This window comes from Sphingopyxis granuli (assembly GCF_001559015.1).
In the GTDB taxonomy this organism is placed as follows: Bacteria; Pseudomonadota; Alphaproteobacteria; order Sphingomonadales; family Sphingomonadaceae; genus Sphingopyxis; species Sphingopyxis granuli.
Genome location: NZ_CP012199.1, coordinates 2985703 through 3012639 on the forward strand (window position 1 = coordinate 2985703; position 26937 = coordinate 3012639).

Here is a 26937-nt window from a genome sequence, read left to right on the forward strand (position 1 = left end):
CGCGGACCTGCGCGCTCTCCTGCCCCAGACCGGCTATCCAATCAAGCGGGCGATCCGATCCCACAGGCCGAATGAGCCCAAATCGTTGAAAGTCACGACCAGCATCAGGGTCACGACCACCGCAAAACCAAATCGAAAGGCCCATTCCTGCGCCTGCAGCGGCGCCGGGCGCCGCCGGACCGCTTCATAGGCATGAAAGAGAAGATGGCCGCCATCGAGCATCGGCAATGGCAACAGGTTTATGAACCCCAGATTGATGGACACGAAGGCGATGAAGAAGATCAGCGACGCCACGCCGAGCGTCGCCATCTCGCCCGACTGCTTCGCGATCCGCAACGGCCCGCCCATATCCTTGACCGAGCGCTGGCCGGTCACGAACTGGCCGAGAATCTTGCCGGTCATCCGAACAAGGCCCCAGGTCTGCGCGGTGCCGGCAGTCAGCGCCTCGACCGGTCCGACCGTGGTATAGACCGGCGCCACCGGGCGGATGCCGATGATCGCGCGCTCGGCCTTGTTCCCGAAGCGATCGGTCTCGGTCACGATCCGCGGGCGCAGCGTGAGGGTCCGCTGCTCGCCGCCGCGCTCGATCCCGATTTCCACCGGCCGGCCGAGATCGAAGGCAACGGCCATGGGGATGTCCATAAAATCCTCGATCGCACGTCCGTTGATCCGGGCGATGCGGTCGCCGACCTCGAGTTGCGCCTTGTCCGCCGCGCTGCCCGCTTCGATCGCGCCGATCACCGGCGGGGTCGTCGCGACGCCGTAGACCATGGCAAAGGCCGCGAAGATCGCGATGGCGAACAGGAAATTGGTCAGCGGCCCGGCGAGGACGATCAGCGCGCGCTTCCACACCGGCTGCGCGGGAAAGCTGTGCGCGCGCTCGGCCTCGGGCAGCGATTGCCATTCGGCATCGGGCTGGCTCACCGCATCGCGGTCGCCGGCGAACTGGACATAGCCGCCGAGCGGCAGCCAGCCGACCTTCCATTCGGTGCCGCGCCTGTCGGTCCAGCCGAATATCCGGCGCCCGAAGCCGATCGAGAAGGTGTCGGCCTTCACCCCGCACCAGCGGCCGACGATATAATGCCCATATTCGTGCACGAACACGAGCGGCCCGAGGACGATCAGGAAGGCGATCAGATAGAGCCAGGGCGGCACGTCAAGCATGTTCGAGCTGGTCCACAAAATGCTGCGCGGTCGTGCGCGATGCGGCATCGACGCTGAATATGTCCTGAAGCGATGCCGGCACCGCCGGCGCATCGGCGTCGAGCACCCGCTTCACCGTATCGACGATCGCGGGAAAGGCGATGCGTCCGCCGAGGAAAGCGGCGACGGCCGTCTCGTTCGCGGCATTGAGCTGCGCCGGTCGCGCGCCGCCTTCTGCAATGGCGGCGCGGCAGAGCGCGGTCGCGGGAAAGCGCGCCTCGTCGGGCGCCTCGAAATCGAGCCGGGCGATGGCGGGAAGGTCGAGCGGCGCACACGGCGTGACCATGCGCTGCGGCCACGCAAGTGCAGAGGCAATCGGGATGCGCATGTCGGGCGAGCCGAGCTGCGCGAGTGTCGAACAATCGACATATTCGACGAGGCTGTGGATCACCGACTGCGGATGGACGAGGATTTCGATCCGATCGAGGCCCACCGGAAAGAGGTGATGTGCCTCGATCAGTTCGAGCCCCTTGTTCATCATCGTCGCCGAATCGACGCTGATCTTCGCGCCCATCGACCAGTTGGGATGCGCAACCGCCTGCGCCGGGGTGACGTGTGCCATCGCTTCCGCCGTCATGGTGCGGAAGGGACCGCCGCTCGCGGTCAGGATGATCCGGCGCACCTGCTCGATGCGTCCGCCCGCCAGGCACTGGAAGATCGCATTATGCTCTGAATCGACGGGCAGGATCGTCGCACCCGACGCGCGGGCGGTCGCGGTCATCAGCGCACCCGCGGACACCAGCGCTTCCTTGTTGGCGAGCGCGACGTCGGTGCCCGCTTCGAGCGCCGCCATCGTCGGCGCGAGGCCGGCGGTGCCGACGATCGCCGCCATGACGAGATCGGCCGGGCGCCGCGCCGCCTCGACGAGTGCGTCGGCGCCCGCCGCCGCCTCGATGCCCGTTCCGGCCAGCGCGGCCTTCAGCGCCGGATAGCGCGCCTCGTCGGCGATCACCGCGACTTCGGGCCGGAATTCGTGCGCCAGCTTCGCGAGCTCGGCGACATCGCGGTTCGCGGTCAGCACCGTCACCCGCCATGACTCTCCATCGCGGCGGACGAGGTCGAGGGTCGACTGGCCGACCGACCCCGTGGCGCCGAAGAGCGAGAGGCGGCGCGTCATCTCAGCCCGCCGCCCGCACCGCGATCTGCCCCGCGAAAGCCAGTGCGCCGAGCACCAGCGCCACCGGCAGCAAGCCGTCGACGCGGTCGAAGACGCCCCCATGACCGGGGATCAGGCTGCCCGAATCCTTGACGCCGGCGCGGCGCTTCATCCAGCTTTCGCCCAAGTCGCCGAGTTGCGCGAGCAGCCCCATGAACAGGCCGATCCACAGCGGAATGCCGACGATCCCCGCGCGGTCGCCGATCGTCGCGCTGGCCACCAGTGCCGCGATCATGCCGCCGAACAGCCCCGACCAGGTCTTCGATGGGCTGATCGCCGGAGCAAGCCGCGCGCCCCCGAAGGCGCGGCCGGCGAAATAGGCGCCGATGTCGGTCGCCCAGACCATGCCGAACACCCACAGCGCCGCGGTGACGCCCAGTTGGTCGCGGATATGCCAGAGACCACCCACCGCGCCGAGCACGAGCAGCGGACCGAGCAGCGCCAAGGCCCCGCGCGCGCCGCCGCCGAGCGCCATGGCGCGGACGAGCGCGAACCATTCGACGAGCAGAAGCGCCGCGCCGACAAGGAGCAGCAGCCCGAAGGCGATGCCGCCGAACCACAGTGCCGCGCCCGCGATCGCGAAGAGGACGATCGCCGAGCCGACGCGGACGCCCAGATCCGATTTTGCTGCCGCCATCGTCACAATCCCCCGAAGCGGCGTTCGCGCCGCGCAAAATGGTCGAGCGCCGCCCGCAGGTCGGCCGGCTTGAAATCGGGCCAGAGCGTATCGGTGAAATAGAGTTCGGCATAGGCCGATTGCCAAAGCAGGAAATTCGACAGCCGCACCTCGCCCGAAGTGCGGATGAGCAGGTCGAGCGGCGGCAGGCCGGCCGTGTCGAGGTGGGCCTCGATCGCCTGCGCGCTGATCCCGCCTTCCGCGGCGGCCGCGCGCGCGGCGCGCACCAGTTCATCCTGCGCGCCATAGTTGAGCGCGACGGCCAGCGTCGTGCGGCTGTTCCCCGCGGTGCGCGCGATTGCATCCTCGATCAGCGCGACGACGTCGGGTGCCAATGCGCGCCAGTCGCCGATGACCTTGAGCCGGACGTCGTTGGCGGCAAATTCGTCGAGATCGCTCAGGATGAAGCGCTTCATCAGCCCCATCAGGTCGCTGACCTCTTCCTCGGGCCGCTTCCAGTTTTCCGAGGAGAAGGCGTAGAGCGTCATCGCCTCCAGTTCCATCTCGGCCGCGGCGCGCACGATGTTGCGCACCGCCTCGACCCCGGCCTTGTGGCCGGCGACGCGCGGCAGAAAGCGCTTCTTCGCCCAACGGCCATTGCCGTCCATGATGATGGCGACATGCCGTGCGCCGTGGGAGGGGGTGGTCACGAGAGCGCCTTCAGAATCCGTTCGTGTCGAGCGAAGTCGAGACACCCGTCAGCATCGCGCAACGAGGATGGGCATCTCGACTTCGCTCGATGCGAACGAAAGAGAGGCGGGGACGGGAGGGCACTAGCCGAGGATTTCCTTTTCTTTCGCGCTCGCGGCGGCGTCGATTTCGGCGATGACCGAATCGGTCAGCTTCTGCACCTCGGTCTCCGACCGCTTGCGGTCGTCCTCGCTGATTTCCTTCTTGTTCTCGTCCTGCTTCAGCGCGTCCATCCCGTCGCGGCGGACGTTACGCACCGCGACGCGGGCCTTTTCGGCATATTGGCCGGCAAGCTTCGACAGTTCCTTGCGGCGCTCCTGCGTCATCTCGGGGATCGGCAGGCGCAGCACCTGACCGTCGACGATCGGGTTCAGGCCCAGGCCGGCGGCGCGGATCGCCTTGTCGACCGGGCCGACGTTCGACTTGTCCCACACCTGCACCGACAGCATCCGCGGTTCGGGCGCGCTGATCGACGCAAGCTGGTTGAGGGGCATGTGCGAGCCATAGACCTCAACCGTCACCGGATCGAGCAGCGCCGTATGCGCGCGGCCGGTGCGCAGCCCCGCAAGGTCGTGCTTGAGCGATTCGACCGCGCCGTGCATGCGGCGATCGAGGTCGGCCTTGTCATATTTCGCCATCGTCTTGTCCTCTTCTATGCGGTCTCAGGCCGCGTCGCCGACGACGGTGCATACGCCATCGCCTGCCAGCACGCGGGCCAGATTGCCGGGTTCGCGGATGTTGAACACGACAATCGGAATCTGATTGTCGCGGCACAGCGCCACCGCGCTCGCGTCCATCACCTTCAGATTGTCGGCAAGCACGCGGTCGTAGCCGAGCCGGTCGTAACGCACCGCCGTCGGGTCCTGCTTGGGATCGGCATTATAGACGCCGTCGACGCTGGTGCCCTTCAGCAGTGCGTCGCACTTCATCTCCGCCGCGCGCAGCGCCGCGCCGCTGTCGGTGGTAAAATAGGGCGCGCCGACGCCGGCGGCGAAGATCACCACCCGCCCCTTTTCCATATGGCGTTCGGCGCGGCGGCGGATGACGGGCTCGCACACCTTGTCCATTTCGATCGCCGACTGGACGCGCGTCTCCACGCCAAGCTGTTCAAGCGCATTCTGCATCGCCAGCGCGTTCATCACCGTCGCGAGCATCCCCATATAGTCGGCCTGCGCGCGGTCCATGCCCTTGGCCGCGCCCGCCATGCCGCGGAAGATGTTGCCGCCGCCGATGACGAGGCAGATTTCAAGCCCGCGATCCTTCGCCGCCTTGACCTCGGCCGCCATGCTCGCGACCGTGTCGGGGTCGATCCCGAACGGCGTCGTGCCCATCAACGCCTCGCCCGACAGCTTGAGCAGGATGCGTTTCATGCCGGGCAATGCCATGTCGAGGAGAACCTTCACCAAGGGGTCGAAAAACCAATGGCGCGCACCCTAGTCAGAGTGCGCGCCATTGCCAAGCGGACTGCCGCACCGATCGGGCGGCAGCCGCGGATCGTCATCAGCGGCCGGCGGCAGCGGCGACTTCGGCGGCGAAGTCGCTCTCTTCCTTCTCGATGCCTTCGCCAAGCTGGAAGCGCACGAAGCCCTTGAGGGTGATGTCCGCGCCGACGTCCTTGCCGGCGGCGGCGACGACTTCGGCGACCGGGGTCTTGCCGTCGATCACGAACGGCTGCGACAGCAGCGCGTTTTCCTTGCGGAACTTGGCGATCGTGCCGTCGACCATGCGCGAGACGATATCGGCGGGCTTGCCCGACTGGGCGGCCTTTTCCTCGGCGATCGCGCGTTCGCGAGCGATCAGTTCGGCGTCGAGTTCGTCGCCGTTGAGCGCGAGCGGGTTGGCGGCGGCGACGTGCATCGCAAGCTGCTTGCCGAGCGGTTCGAGGACATCGGCGCCGGCGCTCGATTCAAGCGCGACGAGCACGCCGATCTTGCCGAGACCCGGCGCGGCGGCGTTGTGGACATAGCCGGTGACGACGCCCGAGCCGACCGAGAGGATGGCGACGCGGCGCAGCGACTGATTCTCGCCGATCGTGGCGATGTTCTGCGTCAGCGCCTCGGCGACGGAGCCGCCCGCGGGATAGGCGGCGGCGCCCAGCGCGTCGATGTCGGCGATGTCGCCGGCCAGCGCGACCTGGGTCACGTCGCGGACGAAGCCCTGGAACTGTTCGTTCTTGGCGACGAAGTCGGTCTCGCTGTTGACCTCGACCATCGCGCCGCGGGTGCCGTCGGTGACGACGCCGACCAGCCCTTCGGCGGCGACACGGCCGGCCTTCTTGGCGGCGGCGGCGAGACCCTTGGTGCGCAGCCAGTCGATCGACGCTTCGATGTCGCCGTCATTCTCGGCGAGCGCCTTCTTGCAATCCATCATGCCCGCGCCGGTGCGTTCGCGCAGTTCCTTGACGAGGGCGGCCGTGATCTCAGCCATGGGGTGATCCTTTCCAAAAGGGGGGCGGGCCATCGGATCGGCCCGCCGCTGCGCCGCGCGCATGGCGGCGCGACAAGACAGGAGGATGACAGGGACGGCGCCTGTCGCGGCGCCGGCCCGTCACGCAGCGCGCTTATGCGTCGCTCTGACGCTCGGTTTCGGCAGCCGCTTCGGCCGGAACCTGCTCGTCCTCGGTCGCCGGGGTTTCGGCGAGCACGGGCTCGGCGATCGGCTCGACCGCCGCGCCGAGGTCCTCGCCGCGATCGACGCGCGCCTGCTGGCCGCCGCGGGTCGCCGCCTGGGCGACCGCTTCGCAGTATAGGCGGATGGCGCGCGCGGCGTCATCGTTCGCCGGAACCGGGAAGGCGATGCCGTCGGGCGAGACGTTCGAATCGAGGATCGCGACGACCGGGATGCCCAGGACATTCGCTTCCTTGATCGCCAGCTCTTCCTTGTTCGCGTCGATCACGAACATCACGTCGGGAATGCCGCCCATGTCGCGGATGCCGCCAAGGCTCAGTTCAAGCTTGTCGCGCTCGCGCGTCCTGTTGAGCACTTCCTTCTTGGTGAGGCCCGAGGTGTCGCCGGCAAGCTGTTCCTCGAGCGTCTTGAGGCGGCGGATCGAATTGGAGATCGTCTTCCAGTTGGTGAGCATGCCGCCCAGCCAGCGGTGGTTGACGAAATGCTGACCCGATGCGCGCGCGGCGTCGGCGATCGGCCCCTGCGCCTGGCGCTTGGTGCCGACGAACAGCACCTTGCCGCCCGCCGCCGCGGTCGAGGACACGAAGTCGAGCGCGCGCGCGAAGAGCGGCACGGTCTGCGACAGATCGAGGATGTGGATGCCGTTGCGCGCGCCGAAGATATACGGCTTCATGCGCGGATTCCAACGGTGGGTCTGGTGGCCGAAGTGGGCGCCCGCTTCGATAAGATTCTGCATCGTGACGACAGGTGCCGCCATGGTCTTTCTCCTTCCGGTTAGTCCTCTGGAAGGCAAGAACCGAGACATCCGCGAAGGGATGGACCCGGCACCGGTATGTGCGCCTTCCATGTGGAATGCGCGGGCCGTTAGCCGCATCGCCGCCGGGAATCAAGGAAAAAGCCGCTGCCGGGTGCACGCCCGCCGCATGAACGCCGGGCGCAGTCAAAACGATTCATCGACGATAAGCACCGCTTCATCGCAGGATGATTGAGAACATATCATGAACATGGAACGAAGCGGATAGCGAAACCGTCATGCCGATGCGGGAGGTTTCGCAGACCGAAACCGAAAGGACAAGTCGATGCTTCAGGTCGCTGCCGCTCTCCTCTTCACCCTTGCTGCGGGGCTTGGCCTCGCCGTGATCCTGGCGATGCTGACATCGAATGGCGATGCGATCCTTTCGGCGCTTGCGGGCGACGGAGCTTTCCCGGCCGACGGCGTTCCGGCCTCCCCGGCTCCGGCCGCCGCGACGACGCGCCAGCGCCCCGCCCGCCGTCTTCCCGTCGGTTCGGTTTCGCGCGCGATGGCCGCGCAGCCGCTGTTCAGCCGCGCAGCCTGACCCGCGCATAGCTCGCGATGCCGAACGGCAGCAATGCGACGTAGATGACGCAGATCGCGAGCAGGCTGTGCCAGGGTGCGGTGACGAGCGCGGCACCGAGCAGGCCGACGCCGGCGAGCGCGAAGAGCCGCCACGACCGGCGCAGACGGATCGACGACCAGCCATAGGTGGGGATCGCGGAGATCATCAGCATCGCGATCGCGAGCACCCACGGCATCACGACATACCATTCGCGGAACAGCGTCTCGCCGGTCACCAGCCACAGATAGACGGGGACGAAGGCCAGTCCGGCCCCGGCCGGCGCCGGAATGCCAGTCAGAAAACCCGCCGCCTTGTGCGGCTGGACATCGGCGTCCATGCGCGAATTGAAGCGTGCGAGGCGCAGCGCGCAGCACACCGCGAGCGCCAGCGCCGCGGTCCAGCCGAATTTCGGCGCATCCTGCAGCGACCAGAGGAACATCACCATCGCCGGCGCGACGCCGAAGGCGATCACGTCGGACAGCGAATCGAGCTCGGCACCGAAGCGGCTCTGGGCGCGGAGCAGCCGCGCGATGCGTCCATCCATCCCGTCGAGCACCCCCGCGAAGATGATCGCGGCGAGCGCCTTTTCCCACTCCTCGCCGATCGCGAAGCGAACCCCCGTCAGCCCAAAGCAGAGCGCCAGCGCCGTGACCGCGTTGGGCGCGAAGGCGCGCAGCGGCAGGCCGACGATCCGGCGCTCGGCTGCATCCGCCTGTCGATCGGCACCATCCATCGCCGCCGCCCCTATTGCCCGATGCCGTCGATCGTCTCGGCGTGACCGATCCGCGCGATGACGGTTTCGCCTGCCAGCGCGCGCTGGCCGAGCAGCACCTGCGGCGTCGTGCCTGCGGGCAGATAGACGTCGACGCGGCTGCCGAAACGGATCAGCCCGACGCGCTGTCCGGTCGTCACCTCGTTCCCCATGCTGACGAAGGGCATGATCCGCCGCGCGACGAGACCCGCGATCTGGGTAAAGCCGATCCGCACCCCGTCGGCGCGCTCAACGACGAAATGCTGGCGCTCATTCTCCTCGCTCGCCTTGTCGAGGTCGGCGTTGACGAACTTGCCGGGGATATAAACGAGCTTGCGCAGCGTCCCCGCGACCGGGGTGCGGTTGATATGGACGTCGAAGACGCTCATGAAGATCGACACGCGCAGCATCGGCGCGTCGCCGAGGCCGTCGGGTCCGGCGATCTCGATCGGCGGCGGAACCTCTGCGATCTGGGTGACCAGCCCGTCGGCCGGAGCGATGACAAGGTCGCGCGCCGTCGGGGTCACGCGCACCGGATCGCGGAAGAAGGCGGCAACCCAGATGGTCAGGCCGAACATCAGCCAGCCGGCGATCTCCCAGCCCAGCAGCCAGAAGCAGAGGGTGACGACGCCCGCGATCAACAGGAACTTGCGCCCCTCCGGATGGATCGACGGCCAGCGCCACTTGATGCCGCCGCCGGGACGGTTCGAGGAAATGGTGGAGGACATAGCGGTCTTTCTAGGGGGGCGGTTCCAAAGAGACAATCGAGTTGTGCAATCGTTCCGCGCCTCGCCCGATCAGGCGCATCACCACGGCGGTTGAACAATCGGGCCGCATTGCCTAAGGCGCCCTGCAATTCGACTCCCCACAGGAAAAGGCACGCACATGGGCAAGATCAAGGTAGCCAACCCGGTCGTCGAACTCGACGGCGACGAAATGACCCGGATCATCTGGCAATGGATCCGCGAGCGGCTGATCCTGCCCTATCTCGACATCGACCTGCACTATTACGACCTCGGCATCGAGGAGCGCGACCGCACCGACGACAAGATCACCGTCGAGGCGGCGAACGCGATCAAGAAGCATGGCGTCGGCGTCAAGTGCGCGACGATCACCCCCGACGAGGCCCGCGTCGAGGAATTCGGCCTGAAGAAGATGTGGAAGTCGCCGAACGGCACGATCCGCAACATCCTGGGCGGCGTCGTCTTCCGCGAGCCGATCGTGATGAAGAATGTCCCGCGGCTAGTTCCCGGCTGGACCGACCCGATCGTCGTCGGCCGCCACGCCTTTGGCGACCAGTATCGCGCGACCGATTTCCGCGTCCCCGGCCCCGGCAAGCTGCGCATGGTGTTCGAGGGCGAGGACGGCACCGTCATCGACGAGGAAGTGTTCCAGTTCCCGTCGTCGGGCGTCGCGATGGGCATGTACAATCTGGACGATTCGATCCGCGATTTCGCGCGCGCCAGCCTCAACTACGGCATCGCGCGCCAGTGGCCGGTCTATCTGTCGACCAAGAACACCATCCTCAAGGCCTATGACGGCCGCTTCAAGGACCTGTTCGAGGAAATCTATCAGACCGAATTCAAGGCGAAGTTCGACGAACTGGGCATTACCTATGAGCATCGCCTGATCGACGACATGGTCGCGTCGGCGCTGAAATGGTCGGGCAAGTTCGTGTGGGCCTGCAAGAATTACGACGGCGACGTCCAGTCGGACACCGTCGCGCAGGGCTTCGGCTCGCTCGGCCTGATGACCAGCGTGCTGATGACCCCCGACGGCAAGACGGTCGAATCGGAAGCCGCGCACGGCACCGTCACCCGCCACTATCGCATGCACCAGCAGGGCAAGGCGACCTCGACCAATCCGATCGCGTCGATCTTCGCGTGGACGGGCGGGCTCAAGCACCGCGGCAAGCTAGACGGCACGCCCGAGGTGACGCAGTTCGCCGACGACCTCGAGAAGGTCTGCGTCGCCACGGTCGAAAGCGGCAAGATGACCAAGGACCTCGCGCTGCTGATCGGTCCCGACCAGAACTGGCTGACCACCGAAGGCTTCTTCGAGGCGATCGTCGAGAATCTCGACAAAAAAATGGGCGGCTAACCAACCAAAAAAGTTGAGATACGACCGGCCGACCTGCATAAGGTCGGCCAATGGTCACCGAAGCCGAAACATCCGCCATCGGCAACGCCCTCGTCGTGCTGGGCGCGGCGGGCGTCGTCATACCCGCCTTCGCGCGCTTCCGCATCTCGCCGGTCATCGGCTTCATTCTCGTCGGGCTGCTCGTCGGGCCGTCGGGGCTGGGAAGCTTCACCGCCGATTATCCCTGGCTGAGGCACGTCACCATCTCGTCGCCGGACGATATCGCGCTGTTCGGCGAACTCGGCATCATCCTGCTGCTCTTTTCGATCGGCCTGGAGCTTTCGTTCCGCCGCCTCTGGCAACTCCGCAAGCTGGTGTTCGGGATCGGCGCCGCCGAACTGCTGTTGGGCGGAGCGATCCTCGGCACGGCGCTGATGCTGGTCAGCGATCAATCGACGGCATCGGCCTACGGACTGGGCATCGCGCTCGCGCTGTCGTCGACGGCGCTCGTCCTTCCCATCGCCGGCACACAGTCGGCGGTCGGCCGCGCCTCCTTTTCGATGCTGCTGTTCGAGGATCTGGCGCTCGTCCCGATCATCTTCATCCTCGCAGCCCTGTCACCGGCGGCGTCGGGCGACAGCGCCGAACTGCTGCTGACCACGCTGTGGCAGGGGGCGCTGGTCGTCGCGGCGCTGGCGATCGGCGGCTGGTTCCTGCTGCCGCGCATCTTCGCGCAGGCGGCGCGCGCCAAGGATCCGGAACTGTTCCTGGCCGCCAGCCTGCTCGTCGTCATCGTCGCCGCGCTGGCGACCGCGGCGGTCGGCCTGTCGCCGATCGTCGGCGCGCTGCTCGCCGGGCTGATGATCGCCGAGACCGAATATCATACCGAGGTCGAGGCGATCACCGCGCCGTTCAAGGGACTTGCGCTCGGCGTGTTCCTGATCAGCGTCGGCATGGGGCTCAATCTGCGGACGATTGCCGGACTGTGGCCGCAGCTCATCGCCGCGGTGGTCGGCGTGGTGCTGATCAAGGCGGTCGTCACCGCCGCGCTGCTGCGTTTTTCGGGCGCGGCGCGGCGCGGCACCGCGGCCGAGGTCGGGCTGTTGATGGCCAGCCCCTCGGAAACCACGCTGATCGTGCTCGCGACCGCGCTCCAGGCGCAGATCATCAGCCGCACCACCGCCGAATTCTGGCAGCTCGTCACCGCGATCGGCCTGACCATAACGCCGCTGCTCGCACGCGTCGGCCACGACATCGCCCGGCGCATCGAGATACGGGTCGCCGAAGCCGAAGCCGACGACGACGGACCGCCGCCGCGGCGCACCGTCGTCGTCGGCTTCGGCCGCGTCGGTCGCATCGTCGCCGGATTGCTGAAAGAGCATGAGCGCCCCTATATCGCGGTCGATGCCGACATCGACGCCGTCGCCGCGGCGCGGCGCGACGGCTTCGCGGTGCGCTTTGCCGACGTCGGACGGCCGGGCAGCCTCGACCGGCTGGGCATCGATACCGCCGAAGCGGTCGTCCTGACCATGGACGACCCGGTGCAGCAGCTTCGCATGACGCGGCGGCTGCGGCGCAAATATCCCGACCTGCCGATCATCTCTCGCGCGCGCGGCGCCGACCATGCCGCCGCCCTCTATCAGGCCGGCGCCACCGATGCCGTTCCCGAAACGCTCGAAAGCTCGCTTCAACTCGCCGAAGCGGTGCTGATCGACCTCGGCGTCGCGATGGGGCCGGTGATCGCGTCGATCCACGACGTGCGCGCGAAGATGCGCCACGACATCATGACCAAGGGCCACCTCGACCGCGAGCCGCGCATCCAGAGGCTGCGGCCGTTGCCCGGCGAGGACGGCTAGGGAGCAGGCCCTTTTCCGCTACTGCCCGCCGGCCCGTCCATCCGCGCGGCCAAGCGCCGACGCGTCGGCGAGCGACATTCCCTGCGGCAGGACGACCCCCGACCACTGGCGGTCGGGCTTCAGATAGCGCCGCGCGAGACGCTGGATGTCGGCCGCGGTGACGGCGGAGATATCCTCCCCGATCGACAGCGCCGCCGCCGCCACGCGCGGGTCGCGGGTCGCGCCTTCGAGCAGGAACATCCAGTAGAGATTGCCCGTCGAGGCGCGCGCGACCTGCTCGCGGATCGGGCCCGCATTGCGCGCCAGTTCGTCCGCGCTCACCGGTCGCGCGACGAGGTCGGCGGCGATGCCGCGGGCGATCGCATAGAAACGGTCGATGTCCTTCGGCGCCAGCAGACTGCCGACCAGCAGATAACCGCCGCTGTCGAAGGCGGTCGGCCAGTGGCTGTCAACGACGGGCCCGTAGCTGGCCCCCTGCTCGGCGCGCAGCCGATCGAAGAGCCGGTCGTTGAAGATCGCCGCCAGCACGTCGAGCGCGCGCGCGTCGCGCGGCGCCGCGAGACCGCCGCCCGTCGGCCACGCCGTCATTGCCGCCGCCTGCCCACGCTCGCCGCGGTGATAGGCGATCATCGGCGTTTTGCTGTGTTTCGCGAAGGCGACCGCCTGCCCTTCGGTCGGTGCAAGCGGGCTGCGCGGCGGCAGCGCCCCCAGCGTATCGGCGAGGATCTGACGATAATCGACCGAAGAAAGATCGCCGAACAACTGAACCTCGATCGGCCCGCTCGCGAGCCGCGGTTCCCAGAAGCTGCGGAAAGCCGCGGGCGTCAGCGCCTCGATCTGCGCCTTGTCGGGCGCCGCCCAGCGCGCGTCCCCGGCGGTCAGCCAGCCGCGCAGATTGCGGTCGAGCACCGCATTGGGCGTCGCGTCGTTGACGTCGTAACCGGTCAGAAAGCCGACGCGCAGCCGCTCGACCGGCGCAGCGTCCCAGCGTGGGAAGGCGAGCTTGCCGGCGATCAGCTTCATCTGGTCGGCGAGGTCGACGGGCCTGCTTTCCGCCGCCAGCTCGAAGGCATCGTCGTCGATATCGAAATTGAGCTGAATCTGCCGCCCGTTGGTGATCTGGTCGATCTCGTTCTGACCCCAGGGCCCGATGCCGCTGGCGACCAGCGCATAATCGCCCGTCCACAACAGATTGGGCGCGTCGGCAGCAACGCTGCGGTTGCCCGATCCGAAACGGACGTTGACGCGCACCTTGCCGGGCTCCACCGCATTGTTCGACACCAGCGCGGTCACGCCGTTGGCGAACTCGATCCGTTCGGCACGCAATCCGGGAATCTGCGTCGCCGACACGATCGTACCGGGCTGGCCGATCGCGGGCAGTTCGCCGATGTCCACCTTCGCCACCGCCAGCCGGTCATCGCGAATCTGTGCGGGGACGGCGAGCGCGGCGAGCAACGCCTTGTCCCCGCCCTCGACCGCCGTCGGCGTCGTCAGCACGACGCGCGTCACCGGCGCCGCAAAGATCGCGCGGCTGATGTCGAGCATCACCTGCGGCGTCGCCGACGCACGGATCGCCTTGAACATATCGACCTGCCCCTGCGGGCTGGTCACGGTTTCGCCGATGTCGACCGCTCGCACCATGTCATCAGCCAGGCGGGCGCCGGGTTCGTTACGCGCATTTTCGAGCTCCTTGGCGAGGAACGCCTCGATCTCGTTCGCCTCGCGGTCGATGTCGGCCTGCGACGGCGGCGTCTGGACCGCGTCGGCAATCACGCCGCGCACATCGGCGAGCGCGGCCTTCCAATCGCCGAGCGGCACGATCTGCGCCATCGTCACATCGGCGCTGCGGCTGACATATTCCTGCCCGACCGTGGCGACGAGGTAGCTGCCGCCGCTGCGCGCCCGGTTTTCGAGCCGCCGGTTGACGAGCGCCTGCGCCAGATATTCCAGATAGAGGCGCCGCGTATTCTCAACCGTGTCGATCCGCTTCTTCCACGGACGGATCATCGCGAGCGTCAATGCCGCGGGCTGGCCCGGCTCGACGATCTCGCGCGCGACCGCCGCCTTGGGGTCGGGTGTACCGAAATCGGGCGGCGTCGGATTCGATCCATCGGCGCTCCAGTCACCGAAATATCGGGCAATCAGCCGCTCGAATTCCGCCGGATCGGCATCGCCGACAACTACGATGACCGCGCGGTCAGGGCGATACCAGCGATCGTGAAACGCCGCGACGCTGTCGGCGCGCGCGCCGGCGAGCGTTTCCTGGGTGCCGATCGGCGAGCGGTCGGCAAGCGGCTGGCCGGCAAAGAGATGGGCGTTGGTGGCATCGGCGATGCGCTTTTGCGGCCCGTCCGATTCGCGCAGTTCGGAAACCACGACGCCGCGCTCGGCCTCGACCGCCGCGGACGAGATGCGCGGCTCGCGGATCATGCCCGACAGCAGTTTCATACTCTCGTCGAGATTGGCGGCCGTCACGCTGGGCAGGTCGAGTTGATAGACCGTCTGCGTCGGTGTCGTCTGGGCGTTGGTATCGCTGCCGAAGGAAACGCCGAAACGCTGCCAGATGCGCTTCGCCTCGCCATCGGGGATGTGGACCGATCCACGGAAGGTCAGATGTTCGAGGAGATGAGCGAAGCCACGCTCCTTCTCGGTCTCGAACAGCGATCCGACATCCATCCGCACCCGGATCGACACCTGCCCCGGCGGGACCCCGTTATTGCGGACCGCATAACGCAGCCCGTTGGCGAGCGTGCCGAAGCGCCACCCGGCATCGCGCGGAATGTCGCTTCCGGCATAGAGCCAATCGTCGCCAGCGGCCTGTGGGGAAGAGAGTGTCGAGGTCGCAGCCTCTTGCGCCGGAGCGCGCACGGGCGCGAGCAGCAGCATGGCGGTCGCGCATGCAGTCAGCAGAACAGGAAAGCGGCGCCGCGCGGCGCGCGTGAGAAAAATCGACATCGCGCCAGTGTATCGCCTTCGAACCTTGCTGGCCACTGAACCGTCGCCCTCTTGTCCCCGGAAAGACATCGGCCTAGCCAATCGGGATGGAACAGCAAGCCGCCGCCCCGCTCGCCGCGCTCGTCCAGATGACGAGCGGCATCGACCCCGATGCGAATCTGGCGACGATCGACCGCGCGATGGCGGCAGCCGCGGCGCAGGGGGCTTCGATGGTCTTCCTGCCCGAAATGTCGCTATTGCTCGACCGCGATCGCCAGCGGTCGGCGCCGCATATCCGGCGTGAAGCGGACAGCGCTTGGCTGCCTGCTTTGCAGGCGATGGCGCTGCGCCATGGCATCTGGCTGCACAGCGGTTCGATGCCGCTGCTCGCCGACACGGGCGACCGGCGCGTCAATTGCAGCCATGTCATCGCCGCCGACGGCAGCATCCGGGCCCGCTACGACAAGATCCACATGTTCGACGTCACGCTGCCGTCGGGCGAGAACTGGACCGAATCGGCAGCCTATGCCGGCGGCGACGCGCTGATCGTGGTCGATACGCCGCTCGGCCGACTGGGGCTGAGCATCTGTTTCGACCTGCGCTTTCCCGAACTCTATCGCGCGCTGGTCGACCGCGGCGCCGAAGTGATCGCGATTCCCGCCGCCTTCACCGTGCCGACCGGCGCGGCGCATTGGCATGTCCTGCTCCGCGCGCGCGCGATCGAAACGGGCTGCCACGTCATCGCGGCGGCGCAGGGCGGCACGCACGCCGACGGGCGCGCCACCTATGGCCACAGCCTGGCCGTCGATCCATGGGGCCGCATTCTGGCCGAGATCGTCGAAGCCGGAGGCGACTCGACGCTCGCGCTGGTACCCATTGCGAAAGAGGCCCGACAGGAAGCCCGTACCGCCATTCCCTTGGCGCGCTCGCGCGCCGCGCGGCGGGCGATGATCGACAGCGTCTGCGATGGAGATCGGAACGACTGACTGACGGTTTCGGAAATGCTGGGGCCGTTCAAGCGCGCCGCAAACGGCGCTGCCCTTCCGGCAGTCAATGAAAATACGTGCTTCAAACTGTAGAGCGACGTGCGATAAATCGGAATCGTGCCCAATCCGTTCGTGCTGAGCTTGTCGAAGGGCAGTTATTTCTTTCGACGCTGCCGACGGAAGAACGGTGCTTCGACAAGCTCAGCACGAACGATGACGGGGTGTCGCGGATCAAACACATGCCCCTCCGGATTCTGATGACTGTAGATTGCCCACTTCGTCATTGCGAGCGGCGAAGCCGCGCGGCAATCCAGAGCGGTTACCGCACGCTCTGGATTGCCGCGCGGCTTCGCCGCTCGCAATGACGAGTCGGTTTAATGTCATCATGGTCCAGCAACGGCAGCATCGGCGCCAATGCGACGGCAAGCGAAGCATCACGATGCATGAATGCCGTCAGAAACCGACGCAGTCGCGGACACCAGATATGCAAACGGCCCCGAGCAGGAGCTCGAGGCCGTTCGGAAACTGGTTCCGACAAGAGCCGCGATTACGGGCTGGTCGGGTTGTCGTCGTTGTTGTCCGAAGCGATCACGATGCCGACAACGATGGCAGCCAGGGCGAGAAGGCCGATGATCCAACCGCTACCCGTGAGTTCACTTTCGCCTTCGGCGGTCGAGGTCGCACGAGCCCCGTCGAACGCGGCAGCCGCAGGAGCAGCCGAAGCCACGACCGGAGCCGCAATCATCGAGGTCGCCGCGAGGGAGACCGCAGCTTTCTTAAGCAGATTCATCTTATTCTCCGTCCACTGGATCAATGGTCTTGTCGAATCACACCAGAAAGCTCTCGCTCCCGATCTGGTTCTGCAATGCCCTCCTAGGCGTAACCATCGGCAATTGCAATGCTGTTTTGGCCTAGCCGATCATTTCCTATCAAATTGCTAACGCGTCGATAAATCGCACTCGTGTCAGCTACGCCGCGCGCGCTCGAAGGCCTCGGAAGTCACCGGATAGCCGAGCCCTTCCGGGATACACAGATACGGCCGTCCACCGCGATCTTCGATCCAGGGTGTGATCAGCTCGATCGGATATTCCCCCGCATGTCTTGCAAAATCCTCGAAATCCGTCCGCTGCGCCAACCGCTCCAGATTGCGCCGAGTCGGAAAGATCACCGATGCCTCCCCACGCTCGGCCATCGCCAGCGTCGCATGCGCACTCGCCCAGAAAATCTGGCTGTGCTCGGCCTCTTCGACGGTGAGTTCGTGGCCATGGGTTGGCGCCGGCACCGCATAGAAGCGCGTGTCAAAGGTCCGCGCCTCCTTGAAATTGGGGCACCAGCGCGCGAAGGGCACGAGCGCGTCGAGCGCGATCCGCTCGTCGCGCGACGCCAATATGTCCGACAGCAGCGTCCCGCCCAGCAACGCCCGCCGCACGGCCGCGATTTCGCGGTCGCGCAGCCCGTCCCAGCCGACCGCGAGCCCCGTCTCCTCGATCGTCTCGCGCAGCGCGGCAACCCGGGCCGCGCCCTCGGGATCATGCGGCGCAAAGCCGTGACGCTCGGCAACCAGATAATCGTCGGGGTCGATCCGACCGCCGGGGAACACCAGCGCGCCGGCGGCAAAGGCCATGTTCGTCGCGCGCTTCACCATCAATATCTCGTCGGGACCGCCATGGTCGGAAGGCCGCATGATCACGAGCGTCGCGGCGGGGATCGCTCCCTCGGGCACCGGCGGCGACGCGTGGGGTCGCAAGGTGGAATCATTCATGATCCAGGCGATACGCCGCGTGCCCGCGCTTGTCATCCCGGCATTGCGGGGACGCCCTTGCAGGTGCAAGATGGCGCCGACAGCGCTGCAGCGGGAGCGGACCGTTGGGAATCTTGGAGATATTGGGAGTCGCCGGAAGTCTGAGTCTGCTGGCGGGATGGCGACTCTATCTGACGATCCTCGTCACCGGCATCGCGATGCATTTCGGCTGGTTGCCGCTGCCCGAACATCTGAAGGCGCTCCAGATCCTGGCCAACCCATGGGTGCTGGGCGTCGCCGCGATCGGCACCCTCGCCGAATTCCTGGCCGACAAGGTGGCGTGGGTCGATTCGATCTGGGACGGGGTTCACGGCATCGTCCGCCCGCTCGGCGGCGCACTGCTCGCGCTGGCGCTGGTCGACTCGTCCAACCCGGCCTGGCAGGTGGTGGCCTTGCTGCTCGGCGGCGGCGGCGCGTTGTTGAGCCACGGCGCGAAGGCGACGACACGCGCGGTCGTCAACGTCAGCCCCGAACCCTACAGCAATGCGGCCGTTTCGACCGGCGAAGACGTCGCGACGAGCGGGCTGCTGGCGCTCGCCATCGCCTATCCTCCGCTTGCCATTGGGATTGCGGTGCTTCTGTCGGTTGCGGCGGTGATCGTCATCGTGGTGCTGCGCCGTCTGCTGCGCGGCATCAGGACGACGCTGAAGCAGGCGCTTGGCGATGCGCCGCCCGGGGCTGTGTGAGCATCAGGGTGCGAGGAGTTCCTTGAGCGGGGTCCGGGTGTCGGCGAGTTGCCCGGGGGTTGCCAGCAGCCCCGCGGTGACGATCATGCGGCCCTGGACATAGTCCTTCGTCGCATTGACGCAGTCGATCGCGATCACCCTGCCCTGCTTCAGATAGACGACCGAGAAGCTGCGCGTCGCGGGGTCGCCGCGCAGCACCGCCCGGTCGTGCCCGGTCGACAGGCCCGCGGTCTGGAGCTTGAGGTCATACTGGTTCGACCAGAACCACGGGATCGCATGATAGGGCGCTTCGTCACCGACGATGCCTTTGGCGACGACATTGGCCTGGTCATTGGCGTTCTGCACCGATTCGAGCCGGATCACCGCGCCTTCGGCAAAGGGGTTTTCGTGCGCCGCGCAGTCGCCGATCGCGTAGATGTCGGGAAGGCTCGTCTTGCAATGGCGATCGACGAGCACGCCCCCGCTACCGCTCGCGCCCTCGGCACCCGCCGCGAGCAGCGGTTCCACCGCCGGGACGATGCCGATGCCGACGATGACGAGGTCGGCGGGGATGACCTCGCCGTCCGACAGGCGAACGCCGGTGACATGCGCCTCGCCCTCGATCGCCTCGACGCAGACGCCGAGCCGGAGGTCCACCCCATGCTCGCGATGCTCCTTTTCGTAGAAGCGCGACAGCGCCTCGCCCGCGACGCGCGCGAGCACCCGGTCCTGCGCCTCGAGCAGCACGACCTTCTTGCCCGCCTTGGTCAGCACCGCCGCCGCCTCGAGCCCGATATAGCCGCCGCCGATCACGACGATCTGCCTCGCCGTCTCCGACGCCGCCTTCATCGCATCGGCATCGGCGCGGGTGCGCACCCCCTGCACCCCCGGCAGGTCGCCGCCCGGGATCGGCAGCATCCGCGGCGCGCCCCCCGTCGCCCAGACGAGCTTGCCGTAGCCGATCGTCTCGCCGCCGTCGGTCGTGACGGTGTGCGCCGCCGGGTCGACACCGACCACGCGCTTGCCGAGCAGCATCGTCACGTCGCGCTCGTCCCAATATCTGGCCGGGCGGAGCTGGATGCGCTCGAATTCCTTCTCGCCCGCGAAATACTCCTTCGACAAGGGCGGGCGCTCATAGGGAAGCTCCGGCTCGTCGCCGACAATCGCAACGCTCCCCGCAAACTTCTGCGTCCGCAGCATCACCGCAACCTGCGCACCACCGTGACCGCCGCCCACAATCAATACCTCAAAATGCATCGATAACGCTCCTGCCCCCAGGGTCGCGCGTCCCTTGCACGGCCGGCAAGTCATGACAAGCCGGGCGCGGCTAGAAGCGTTTCCTTGCGGTCAGGCTCAGCGTGCGGCCGAGCGGGTCGATTTCGTTGCGGCTGTAGCCGGAGGGCACGCGGCCGTCGGCGAGCGTCACCCGGCGGTATCCGTTGAAGAGATTGCGGACATCGACCGAAATCTTGAGACCGTTCAGCGCGCCTTTCTTGCCCGACAGTGCGAACAGGCGATCGGGTTCGACGAACGCGGACAGGTTGAAGGTCAGCGGCGGCTTGAACCGGAAGGCCGCATCCGCATCGTCGGCCGCGCCGCGCAGGCGGCCCGGGCTGCTCCAGTTGCCGCTGAGGTTCGCGCCGATGCCGCGCTTGCCCACCGAAAGCTGCATCGAAAGATTGTGGCGCGACTGCCCGCCGGCGCGAAGCTGGTCGATCGCGGGGAGCCCGGAGCGCGTGAGCAATTCGCTTTTCAGGCGGAAGCGGTGGTTGAGGGAGACGCTGATTTGCAAAGGTTCTGGCGCGGCCTTGCTGCGTTCGCCCGCGCGCGCCTGCCCCAGGCGCAGCGCGATGCCGGAGGAGAGTTCGGCGTCGGTATCGCGGGCGATGTTGATCGCGCGGGCGTCGATCGCGACCAGCCGCCCCTCCGCATCGCGCGTCACGCGCTCGGGAAAGGCCGCCTCGATTGCGGGTGTCAGCTCGGGAAACCCCGCGACGCCGCCCTTCGCGACCGACTGGCGATAGCCGAGGTTGAGCGTCAGCGCCTGACCGCCGAGCGGGCGCAGCGTCGCGGCCAGCGACACGCTCTGCCGGCTGCCGCCGCGCAGGTCGGGATTGCCGCCGGTGATCCACAGCGGCTCGGCCACCTCCTGCCGCGCATAGTCGAAGACGCGGGTCACCGTCGTTTCGATCGGCGCGTCGAGCTGGTCGAAGGACGGCGCCGCCTCGGCGCGGTCGATCGACCCGCGAAGCTGGACGATGGACCACGGCGACCAGCTGACATTCGCGCCATAGCGCTTTTGCGCGCGGCTGCCCGTCATCGCCTGCGTGCTGGCGGACAGGTCGAGCGACAGGTCGCCGAGCCACGCCGGCCCCGCCTCCCCGCGCCGCGCGATCGGCAGGCTGAGCGTCATCTGGCCGCTCGTCTGGTGGCGGGTCGTGCGGCGCTCCACCGCCCCCGCGTCCCCGCCCTCCTGCCAACTATGCGAGCGGTTGCGGCTGGCGTTGGCGGTCAGGTTCCAGACCATCGGCCCGGCGGGCAGGTCGATGATGGTCTTGTGGACGTTGAGCCGCGCGCTGAGATTTTCGCTGCGCGTCCGGCCGCGCGTGGCGAGCAACAGCGATTCGTCCCACGGGCCATAGGGGTCGAAGGCCGCGTCGGCGGCGATCGCCTGCTGAATGCGCGTGCGGTCGATGCCGGTCTCCAGCAGGTTGCTCGCCAAGTTGCGCCCATAGTTGACGCCGAAATTGGTCTGCCAGCTGCCGATACTGCCGTTCAGCGTCAGCGACGCGCCGAGCGCGGTCGAATCATTGGCGTTGCGCAGCGCGCGCTCACCCGCGAAGGGGCGGGTCAGCAGAACGTCGTCGGCAAAGGGCGACCAGGGGCTTCCCGCCGGGATCAGCACCGACACCATCGGCAGGCCGCGCTCCCCCTCGCTGCTGCTGCGGCTGGCGTTGAGGTTCAGCGCGGCGGTGAAGGCGCCGAGCGGGCGAGTGACGCCGATGGCGAGCGAGGCGGTGCGGCGCGACGATTGCAGCGTTTCATAGGCGTTGGGATCGACGGGGTGGAGCGCGTTCGCGGTCGCGGCGAAATCGGCGAGGCCCGGCACGCCTGCCCCCGCCCCCGCGCCCGCCAACCATTCGGGCGGGATCGCGGCGGCGGTCACCGGCTCCCCGGCGATCAGGCTGAGCGCGGGGTCGATCTCTCCGCCATCGGGAGCGGAGACGAAGCCGACGCTGTCGAAGACCCCCTCGCGTGGTGGCAGCGCGCGCGCGCTCTTGCGAAAGGCGCTGTCGGCGCCGATCCGCGCCGTGGCGTTCCAGCGCGTATCGCCGCTGATCGCGGTGCGGTTGGCGGACAGCTTGCCGCCAACCTGGCCGCCGGCGGTCGCGAAATCGACGCCCGCGTCGGCGTTCCACATAGAGAAATGCTTTTTCAGGATCAGGTTGACGACGCGCTTGCCGGCGGGTTCGCCATATTGCGCCGCGGCCTCCGGCTTCAACACCGCCAGCCGTTGCAGCGCCTCGGCCGGGTAGGAAAGGATCGAGCGGTCGAAACCCGCGGGCTTGCCGTTGATCAGGATCACCGGCTCTTCGCCGCTCGGATCAATGAAGGGCGACAGGCGGGCCAGCAGGTCCTGGATGCTGTCGGCACCGTGGCTGGCGATTTCCTCTTCGTCGAACTCGCTCTCCGCCGCGACCTTTGCCTCGCCATAGCGGTCGGCGGTGACGACGATCTCGTCGGCCTCATCCGCGCGGCGCGGCGGCAAAATAACGCCGGGCGGGGCAGTTCCTTGCGAAACCGGCCCCGCCGCGACGTCCCCCTTATCCGTTTCGGCATGGGCGGGGGCCGCATGGACAGCCATGCCCAGCAACAATGGGGTGGAAACTCGTTTCAGCGCAAACACATTGCGATGCCCGCCTGACCATTTTACCGAGATCGCGCCGGAAGCGGTTCGCCGTCGTCGGCCCGGAAAGGCCGCATCGCTGGAACGATGCGGCCAGGTTTATCCGGTGGAGTTGCGGGTGTTCCGGTCAGCTATGATCAGGACACCCGCGTCACTGCAAAAAGTACAATGGACACAAATCAGATCATCCATATGTGTCTTTACGTGATGTTTCCGCCAGCCGGCGAAGCGAGATACAGCTTCCCGACAATTGTGCATGCCCCCGTACCCGGCGTACCCGGCGCGAGCGTTGCATTCACGTCAAGATAGGGGCCACCGGCATCCTGGGACAGCGTAGTTTCAATATCACCCACGCAATCCCCAGGGGTAATAGTTGTATTAACATATACGTTCTTGATAATGTACTGCTTGCCAAGTCCATCGCCGTTCGGTTTGTCAACTAGATGCGGATTCGACGACTGAATGAAGATAGTGACGCACCCAGCATCACCCGCCGTGATTGAGATACTTGTGGGACCGTCAAGAGAATTGGTCGAAGCAGTGAAACCGTTGGCCGTTCCAACGCATGCCAACAGAGGTCCACTACCTTTTTGCACAAGGACGGTGCCCAGCGCAGCAGATCCGCCAAAATCCCAAGTTCCCGTCGGCGAATACGTCGATGCACTTGCAACCTGTGCACCCATCATGGCCGCCGATGCGGCAAACACAGCAATAGCTTTCTTAAATTTAGACATATCCACTCTCCCAATTAAAGCCGAATCACTTATGTAACGGCATATTTCTTATAGCATAAATCCAGATTTCCTCCTATACTTGTTTGCAGATTTTCTCAGAAATATTATTTTAAATATTTCTAATAATCTTAGAATTTTTTCGATACACTCAGACCAACTATACGGGGATCTAAAGTGAACACGTTTGCACTTAATCCAGTATCATCTGAATTTGTGAAGAAATCTGTAATCGGAGCTTTATCAAACAGGTTCTTCACATAGAGCTGCATCGCAAATCCGCTTTCGGGCCGCGTTAGCGTCATTGCCAAATTTGCGTTATCCCAGGCCTTCAGCCGATCGTATGCCGTGTTGTAAATTCGTGCATAGCTTTTGGATTGGCGATAATAGTCGCCCCGAAATGTCAATTCCCAGTCGCCTCCTTCGATAAAGAAAGTGTATTGCGCGCCGATATTGAAGGTAAGTCGAGGCGAATTCGGCAGCTCGTTGCCAGACAAGTCGGCTGCAAATCCGCGACCCATATTCGGAGCGCCGCTGCCGCCGTCTGCGATGTTCAACCCGACAGTCTCAGGATTGTACGGTGCGAACGGATCATAGGTGAAACCGAAAAGAAGATCATACGGCAAGCCGCCAGATATTGCTGGGTTATAGTCTCCGATTCTATTGCTGCCGGGGCAGAATGCGGGAAGAGCCAGCTCATGAAAAATCGGATTGCCCGCTAACACCTTTTCAACAAGGACGCGCGGCGCAACGCAGTTCGAGGGAGCTTGAAGCCAAGGCCGAAGCACAACCCAATCTTCGTTGCCTTGTGTTCGGTTCATCACGTCGATCGATTCTGAACCATCATTGAGGCGTGTCTTCAAAAATCCGAGATTGGTATCGATGCGAAATGCCCGAGATGGGCGCCAGGCCGCTTCGAATTCCAGTCCCCAGCTAGTCGCGTTGAAATTTTCGTTAAATGCAATTCGGTCGACAATCTGGGAAATCTGGTAATCTTTGTAATCATAATAGAATGCAGTTGCGTTCAGCGTGAATCTACCCCCGTCAAAGCTATTCTTCGTTCCAATTTCAAACGCGTTTAGATGTTCAGGTTTGAAAGTCTGAGCTAGGGGCTGATATTGTACAATGGCTGGATTGATATCCACTCGGGGCGGGTTTGTTCCACCACCTTTATAACCACGCGATGCCGAAGCATATATGAGTGTGTCGTCCGTAAACGACAGATCAGGCTTCCAATCGAGAACAAGCCTGCCCGTAAACTTATTCCATTTCTGATGGATATCATCTAGGGCAGGATAACCGCTATTCACCCGTCCGCCGGTGTTCTGACCAGGAAAAGGACCCTCTGTTCCGCCAGCAAGCATTAATTGGCTTGGTACTTGTGTCGAAATCTTTCGATCTTGCGTATAGCGGAGGCCGGCTGTCAGCTTCAATGAAGCTGTTGGCTTCCAGTAAAGCTCTCCAAACACCGCTTTTGATTTAATACGGATACCATTCTGACTGAGAAAATAGTTATGTCCTTGATTGTTAACGCTCTCAATCGGATTTGGATCGACATATACACATTCCGTCGCCTCATAGCCGAGCGGACAGTCCCGCGGCGTCGGCAGGAACGTCGCCGGATGGCGATCAGCATAAAAATATTGGGCAATTATCGTAAAGAAGTTATTGAATACGTAATAATCATCATTTGACTTAAAATCTAGATAATTGGCTCCAACATTAAAATTAAATGGTCCGTCATAATTCGATTGCAGTCGAATCTCTTGGGACCACTGCCTATTCCTGGATTTACTTATGTCTGCAGAGAGCAATCGATCCGAGCACCCGAGTTGCACGTCACAGAACACACCGCCTGGCGTTGCGCCCGGATATAGATCCGGATCTTTTGGGCGATCCAAGAAATCGTTTAGAATACTAGAATCGTTAAATATAGGTTCAGTCACAAATCGATTATAATCTTGTGATGAATAATATCTGTCGCGAGAATAAGCGGTCTGCGAGATAAATTTCAATCCATCTGATGGTTCAATCTCCATATTGAACTGAACTACGTCGTTTTTGGCGCGGAACACCGGATCATAGCTAGTGGCGATCTCTCTCAGATTGCGAGACTGAGAGACCGTGGCATATGGATCACCTGGCTTGATCAGATTCACAGTCAGGCGCTTGTCGTTTTTCCCAATGACAATGCCTTTCGCTGCCAGATAGTAAGCAAGCGAATAGCCGTTAGGAGCGCCGTACGCCGCATCCTCGTAGAGGGAACCAGGAAGGCAACCCTGGCTCATGCGCGCTGCGACGATCGGATTATCTATCGAAGCATTGCCGACGGTGAACAATCCAGGATCGGTAGTGCATAGGCTCTTGCCTGTCCGGGACCGATTATCGTCCTCCTCAAAATGTTGCCAAATGACGTTCGCGCGGAAACGGTCGCTAGGCTCCCACGCTAGGGTCGCGCGCGTCGACCACAGGTCGCGACCATTCACCCGGTTCTGTGTGAACGTGTTATAATCGAAGCCGTCCCGCTTCGTCATCGCGCCCGCGACGCGCAAACCCAGCGTTTCGCCGATCGGGACATTTAGCATTCCACTAAGCCGGGTCGTATTGAAGCTACCGACTTCGCCCTTCACTTCTCCGCCGAAGTTAGGTCCAGGCAGCGCCGGAATCATGTTGACAACGCCGCCCGTTGCGTTGCGACCATAAAGCGTGCCCTGTGGCCCACGCAGCACCTCGACGCGCTGCATGTCGAAGAATTCGGATTCGAAGAGCCGATTGCGAACAAGGGGAGTGTTATTGAAACTGACGGCAACGGCTGGGTCGCTTGATGCCGAAATAGCCTTAGTCCCGATCCCGCGGATCGAGAAATTATACATGCTGAAATTGCTTTTGGAGAAATTGACGTTCGGCACTGCGCGTAGCAGTTCCGATCCGCCCTCGATCTTCCGATCATCCAACGCCTCCGACGACAGCGCTGTCATCGCTATCGGCACGTCGATGGTCTTTTCTTCGCGCTTCTGCGCCGTGACGACGATTTCGCTGTCGGCGACCGCCGGCTCAGCGGCAGATGCGCGGGGCTGGGCGGCGTTTCGCACCGGCGTCACAACGAAGATGTTGCCGTCGCGGCGATAGGTCAGGCCGGTGCCCCGCAGCAATATGCGCAGCGCCGTGTCGGGATCGGCGCGATTCTTGACTCCCTGCGTCACCTTGCCGCGCACGACCGCGGTGTCCGCCATCACGGTCATGCCGTTCTGCAGCCCGAAATCCTTCAGGGCACGGCCGAGCGGTTGCGCTGGAATATTGTAATTGACCAGGCTGTCTCGCGCGGCGGCGGGCGTCGCAGCCATGACAAGACCGCCAATAGCGACGCTTCCCAAAAGAATGTGCTGTAATGCAGACGCGCGAAGACGCATGTGTTTACTCTCCCCTGTTATAGTTATCGGGGCTCGACTCTACACATGATCCACCCCGCCACTAACATAGACGTAAATTGCGCTCGGGAGGGGGGTCGGGCTTCGA

At 64.9% G+C, this 26937-nt stretch carries 22 protein-coding genes; 5 read left to right on the plus strand and 17 right to left on the minus strand.

What is annotated here, in order from left to right; genetic code table 11:
• Nucleotides 1-33: 33 nt before the first annotated feature.
• The 8 genes from rseP to rpsB form a co-directional block, all read right to left on the minus strand.
• Nucleotides 34-1164: an RIP metalloprotease RseP gene (gene rseP, locus SGRAN_RS13860; RefSeq protein ID WP_067184567.1), complete on the minus strand. Its 1131-nt coding sequence runs from the start codon at nt 1162-1164 to the stop codon at nt 34-36.
• Nucleotides 1157-2320, minus strand: coding sequence for a 1-deoxy-D-xylulose-5-phosphate reductoisomerase (locus tag SGRAN_RS13865; RefSeq protein WP_067184570.1), 1164 nt, complete (start codon nt 2318-2320; stop codon nt 1157-1159). Before SGRAN_RS13865 ends, rseP begins: the two co-directional genes overlap by 8 nt.
• Before the next feature lies 1 nt (nt 2321).
• A complete protein-coding gene (locus SGRAN_RS13870) occupies nt 2322-2996 on the minus strand; it encodes a phosphatidate cytidylyltransferase (protein ID WP_067111633.1) in 675 nt (224 codons plus the stop codon).
• A 2-nt stretch (nt 2997-2998) separates the two neighbouring features.
• Nucleotides 2999-3643, minus strand: a complete 645-nt coding sequence (gene uppS / locus SGRAN_RS13875) for a polyprenyl diphosphate synthase (RefSeq protein WP_067111636.1) — start codon at nt 3641-3643, stop codon at nt 2999-3001.
• A 165-nt stretch (nt 3644-3808) separates the two neighbouring features.
• A complete protein-coding gene (frr, locus tag SGRAN_RS13880) occupies nt 3809-4363 on the minus strand; it encodes a ribosome recycling factor (protein WP_067111638.1) in 555 nt (184 codons plus the stop codon).
• A 24-nt stretch (nt 4364-4387) separates the two neighbouring features.
• Nucleotides 4388-5110: a UMP kinase gene (gene pyrH / locus SGRAN_RS13885; protein WP_067111641.1), complete on the minus strand. Its 723-nt coding sequence runs from the start codon at nt 5108-5110 to the stop codon at nt 4388-4390.
• Nucleotides 5111-5225: 115 nt separating this feature from the next.
• Nucleotides 5226-6152: a translation elongation factor Ts gene (gene tsf / locus SGRAN_RS13890; RefSeq protein ID WP_067184572.1), complete on the minus strand. Its 927-nt coding sequence runs from the start codon at nt 6150-6152 to the stop codon at nt 5226-5228.
• Between the two features lie 133 nt (nt 6153-6285).
• The gene (gene rpsB / locus SGRAN_RS13895; RefSeq protein WP_067111647.1) at nt 6286-7110 is read right to left on the minus strand and encodes a 30S ribosomal protein S2; all 825 of its coding nucleotides are present in this window, start codon (nt 7108-7110) and stop codon (nt 6286-6288) included.
• A 322-nt stretch (nt 7111-7432) separates the two neighbouring features.
• Here rpsB and SGRAN_RS13900 point away from each other — a divergent pair, with 322 nt between their 5' ends.
• Nucleotides 7433-7690 (plus strand): hypothetical protein, encoded by a 258-nt coding sequence (locus tag SGRAN_RS13900; protein ID WP_067111649.1) that lies wholly within the window; start codon nt 7433-7435, stop codon nt 7688-7690.
• Here the strand turns inward: SGRAN_RS13900 and SGRAN_RS13905 are convergent.
• The gene (locus tag SGRAN_RS13905) at nt 7674-8444 is read right to left on the minus strand and encodes a CDP-alcohol phosphatidyltransferase family protein (RefSeq protein WP_067111652.1); all 771 of its coding nucleotides are present in this window, start codon (nt 8442-8444) and stop codon (nt 7674-7676) included. The two genes, SGRAN_RS13900 and SGRAN_RS13905, sit on opposite strands and share 17 nt — an antisense overlap.
• 11 nt (nt 8445-8455) lie before the next feature.
• On the minus strand, nt 8456-9190 hold the full coding sequence (locus SGRAN_RS13910; RefSeq protein ID WP_067111655.1) for a phosphatidylserine decarboxylase: 735 nt from the start codon (nt 9188-9190) through the stop codon (nt 8456-8458).
• Between the two features lie 157 nt (nt 9191-9347).
• Here SGRAN_RS13910 and SGRAN_RS13915 point away from each other — a divergent pair, with 157 nt between their 5' ends.
• Both SGRAN_RS13915 and SGRAN_RS13920 read left to right on the plus strand, forming a co-directional pair.
• The gene (locus SGRAN_RS13915) at nt 9348-10562 is read left to right on the plus strand and encodes an NADP-dependent isocitrate dehydrogenase (protein ID WP_067111658.1); all 1215 of its coding nucleotides are present in this window, start codon (nt 9348-9350) and stop codon (nt 10560-10562) included.
• Between the two features lie 50 nt (nt 10563-10612).
• Entirely contained in the window at nt 10613-12397 is a 1785-nt protein-coding gene (locus SGRAN_RS13920; protein WP_067111661.1) for a cation:proton antiporter domain-containing protein, read from the plus strand.
• Nucleotides 12398-12415: 18 nt separating this feature from the next.
• Here the strand turns inward: SGRAN_RS13920 and SGRAN_RS13925 are convergent, their stop codons facing one another.
• Nucleotides 12416-15352 (minus strand): M16 family metallopeptidase, encoded by a 2937-nt coding sequence (locus tag SGRAN_RS13925; RefSeq protein WP_067184575.1) that lies wholly within the window; start codon nt 15350-15352, stop codon nt 12416-12418.
• Nucleotides 15353-15438: 86 nt separating this feature from the next.
• Between SGRAN_RS13925 and SGRAN_RS13930 the strand changes: the two genes are divergently transcribed.
• Nucleotides 15439-16317, plus strand: a complete 879-nt coding sequence (locus SGRAN_RS13930; RefSeq protein ID WP_067184578.1) for a carbon-nitrogen hydrolase family protein — start codon at nt 15439-15441, stop codon at nt 16315-16317.
• A 547-nt stretch (nt 16318-16864) separates the two neighbouring features.
• On the opposite strand, the gene SGRAN_RS13935 is transcribed toward SGRAN_RS13930, so the two are convergent.
• Together SGRAN_RS13935 and SGRAN_RS13940 are read right to left on the minus strand one after the other, a co-directional pair.
• Nucleotides 16865-17107, minus strand: coding sequence for a hypothetical protein (locus SGRAN_RS13935; RefSeq protein ID WP_076077951.1), 243 nt, complete (start codon nt 17105-17107; stop codon nt 16865-16867).
• Between the two features lie 174 nt (nt 17108-17281).
• The gene (locus SGRAN_RS13940; RefSeq protein ID WP_404950377.1) at nt 17282-18064 is read right to left on the minus strand and encodes an NUDIX hydrolase; all 783 of its coding nucleotides are present in this window, start codon (nt 18062-18064) and stop codon (nt 17282-17284) included.
• A 119-nt stretch (nt 18065-18183) separates the two neighbouring features.
• Here SGRAN_RS13940 and SGRAN_RS13945 point away from each other — a divergent pair, with 119 nt between their 5' ends.
• Complete coding sequence (locus SGRAN_RS13945) at nt 18184-18804, plus strand: DUF4126 domain-containing protein (RefSeq protein WP_067184584.1); 621 nt, start codon at nt 18184-18186, stop codon at nt 18802-18804.
• Between the two features lie 3 nt (nt 18805-18807).
• Here SGRAN_RS13945 and SGRAN_RS13950 read toward each other — a convergent pair whose 3' ends face one another.
• The 4 genes from SGRAN_RS13950 to SGRAN_RS21775 all read right to left on the minus strand — a co-directional run bounded on the left by SGRAN_RS13950 (nt 18808) and on the right by SGRAN_RS21775 (nt 26831).
• On the minus strand, nt 18808-20040 hold the full coding sequence (locus SGRAN_RS13950; protein ID WP_067184587.1) for an NAD(P)/FAD-dependent oxidoreductase: 1233 nt from the start codon (nt 20038-20040) through the stop codon (nt 18808-18810).
• Between the two features lie 70 nt (nt 20041-20110).
• Complete coding sequence (locus SGRAN_RS13955) at nt 20111-22552, minus strand: porin family protein (protein ID WP_067184590.1); 2442 nt, start codon at nt 22550-22552, stop codon at nt 20111-20113.
• Between the two features lie 338 nt (nt 22553-22890).
• Nucleotides 22891-23424: a hypothetical protein gene (locus SGRAN_RS22270; protein WP_148650879.1), complete on the minus strand. Its 534-nt coding sequence runs from the start codon at nt 23422-23424 to the stop codon at nt 22891-22893.
• A gap of 128 nt (nt 23425-23552) precedes the next feature.
• Nucleotides 23553-26831, minus strand: coding sequence for a TonB-dependent receptor domain-containing protein (locus SGRAN_RS21775; protein WP_210434142.1), 3279 nt, complete (start codon nt 26829-26831; stop codon nt 23553-23555).
• Between the last annotated feature and the right edge of the window lie 106 nt (nt 26832-26937).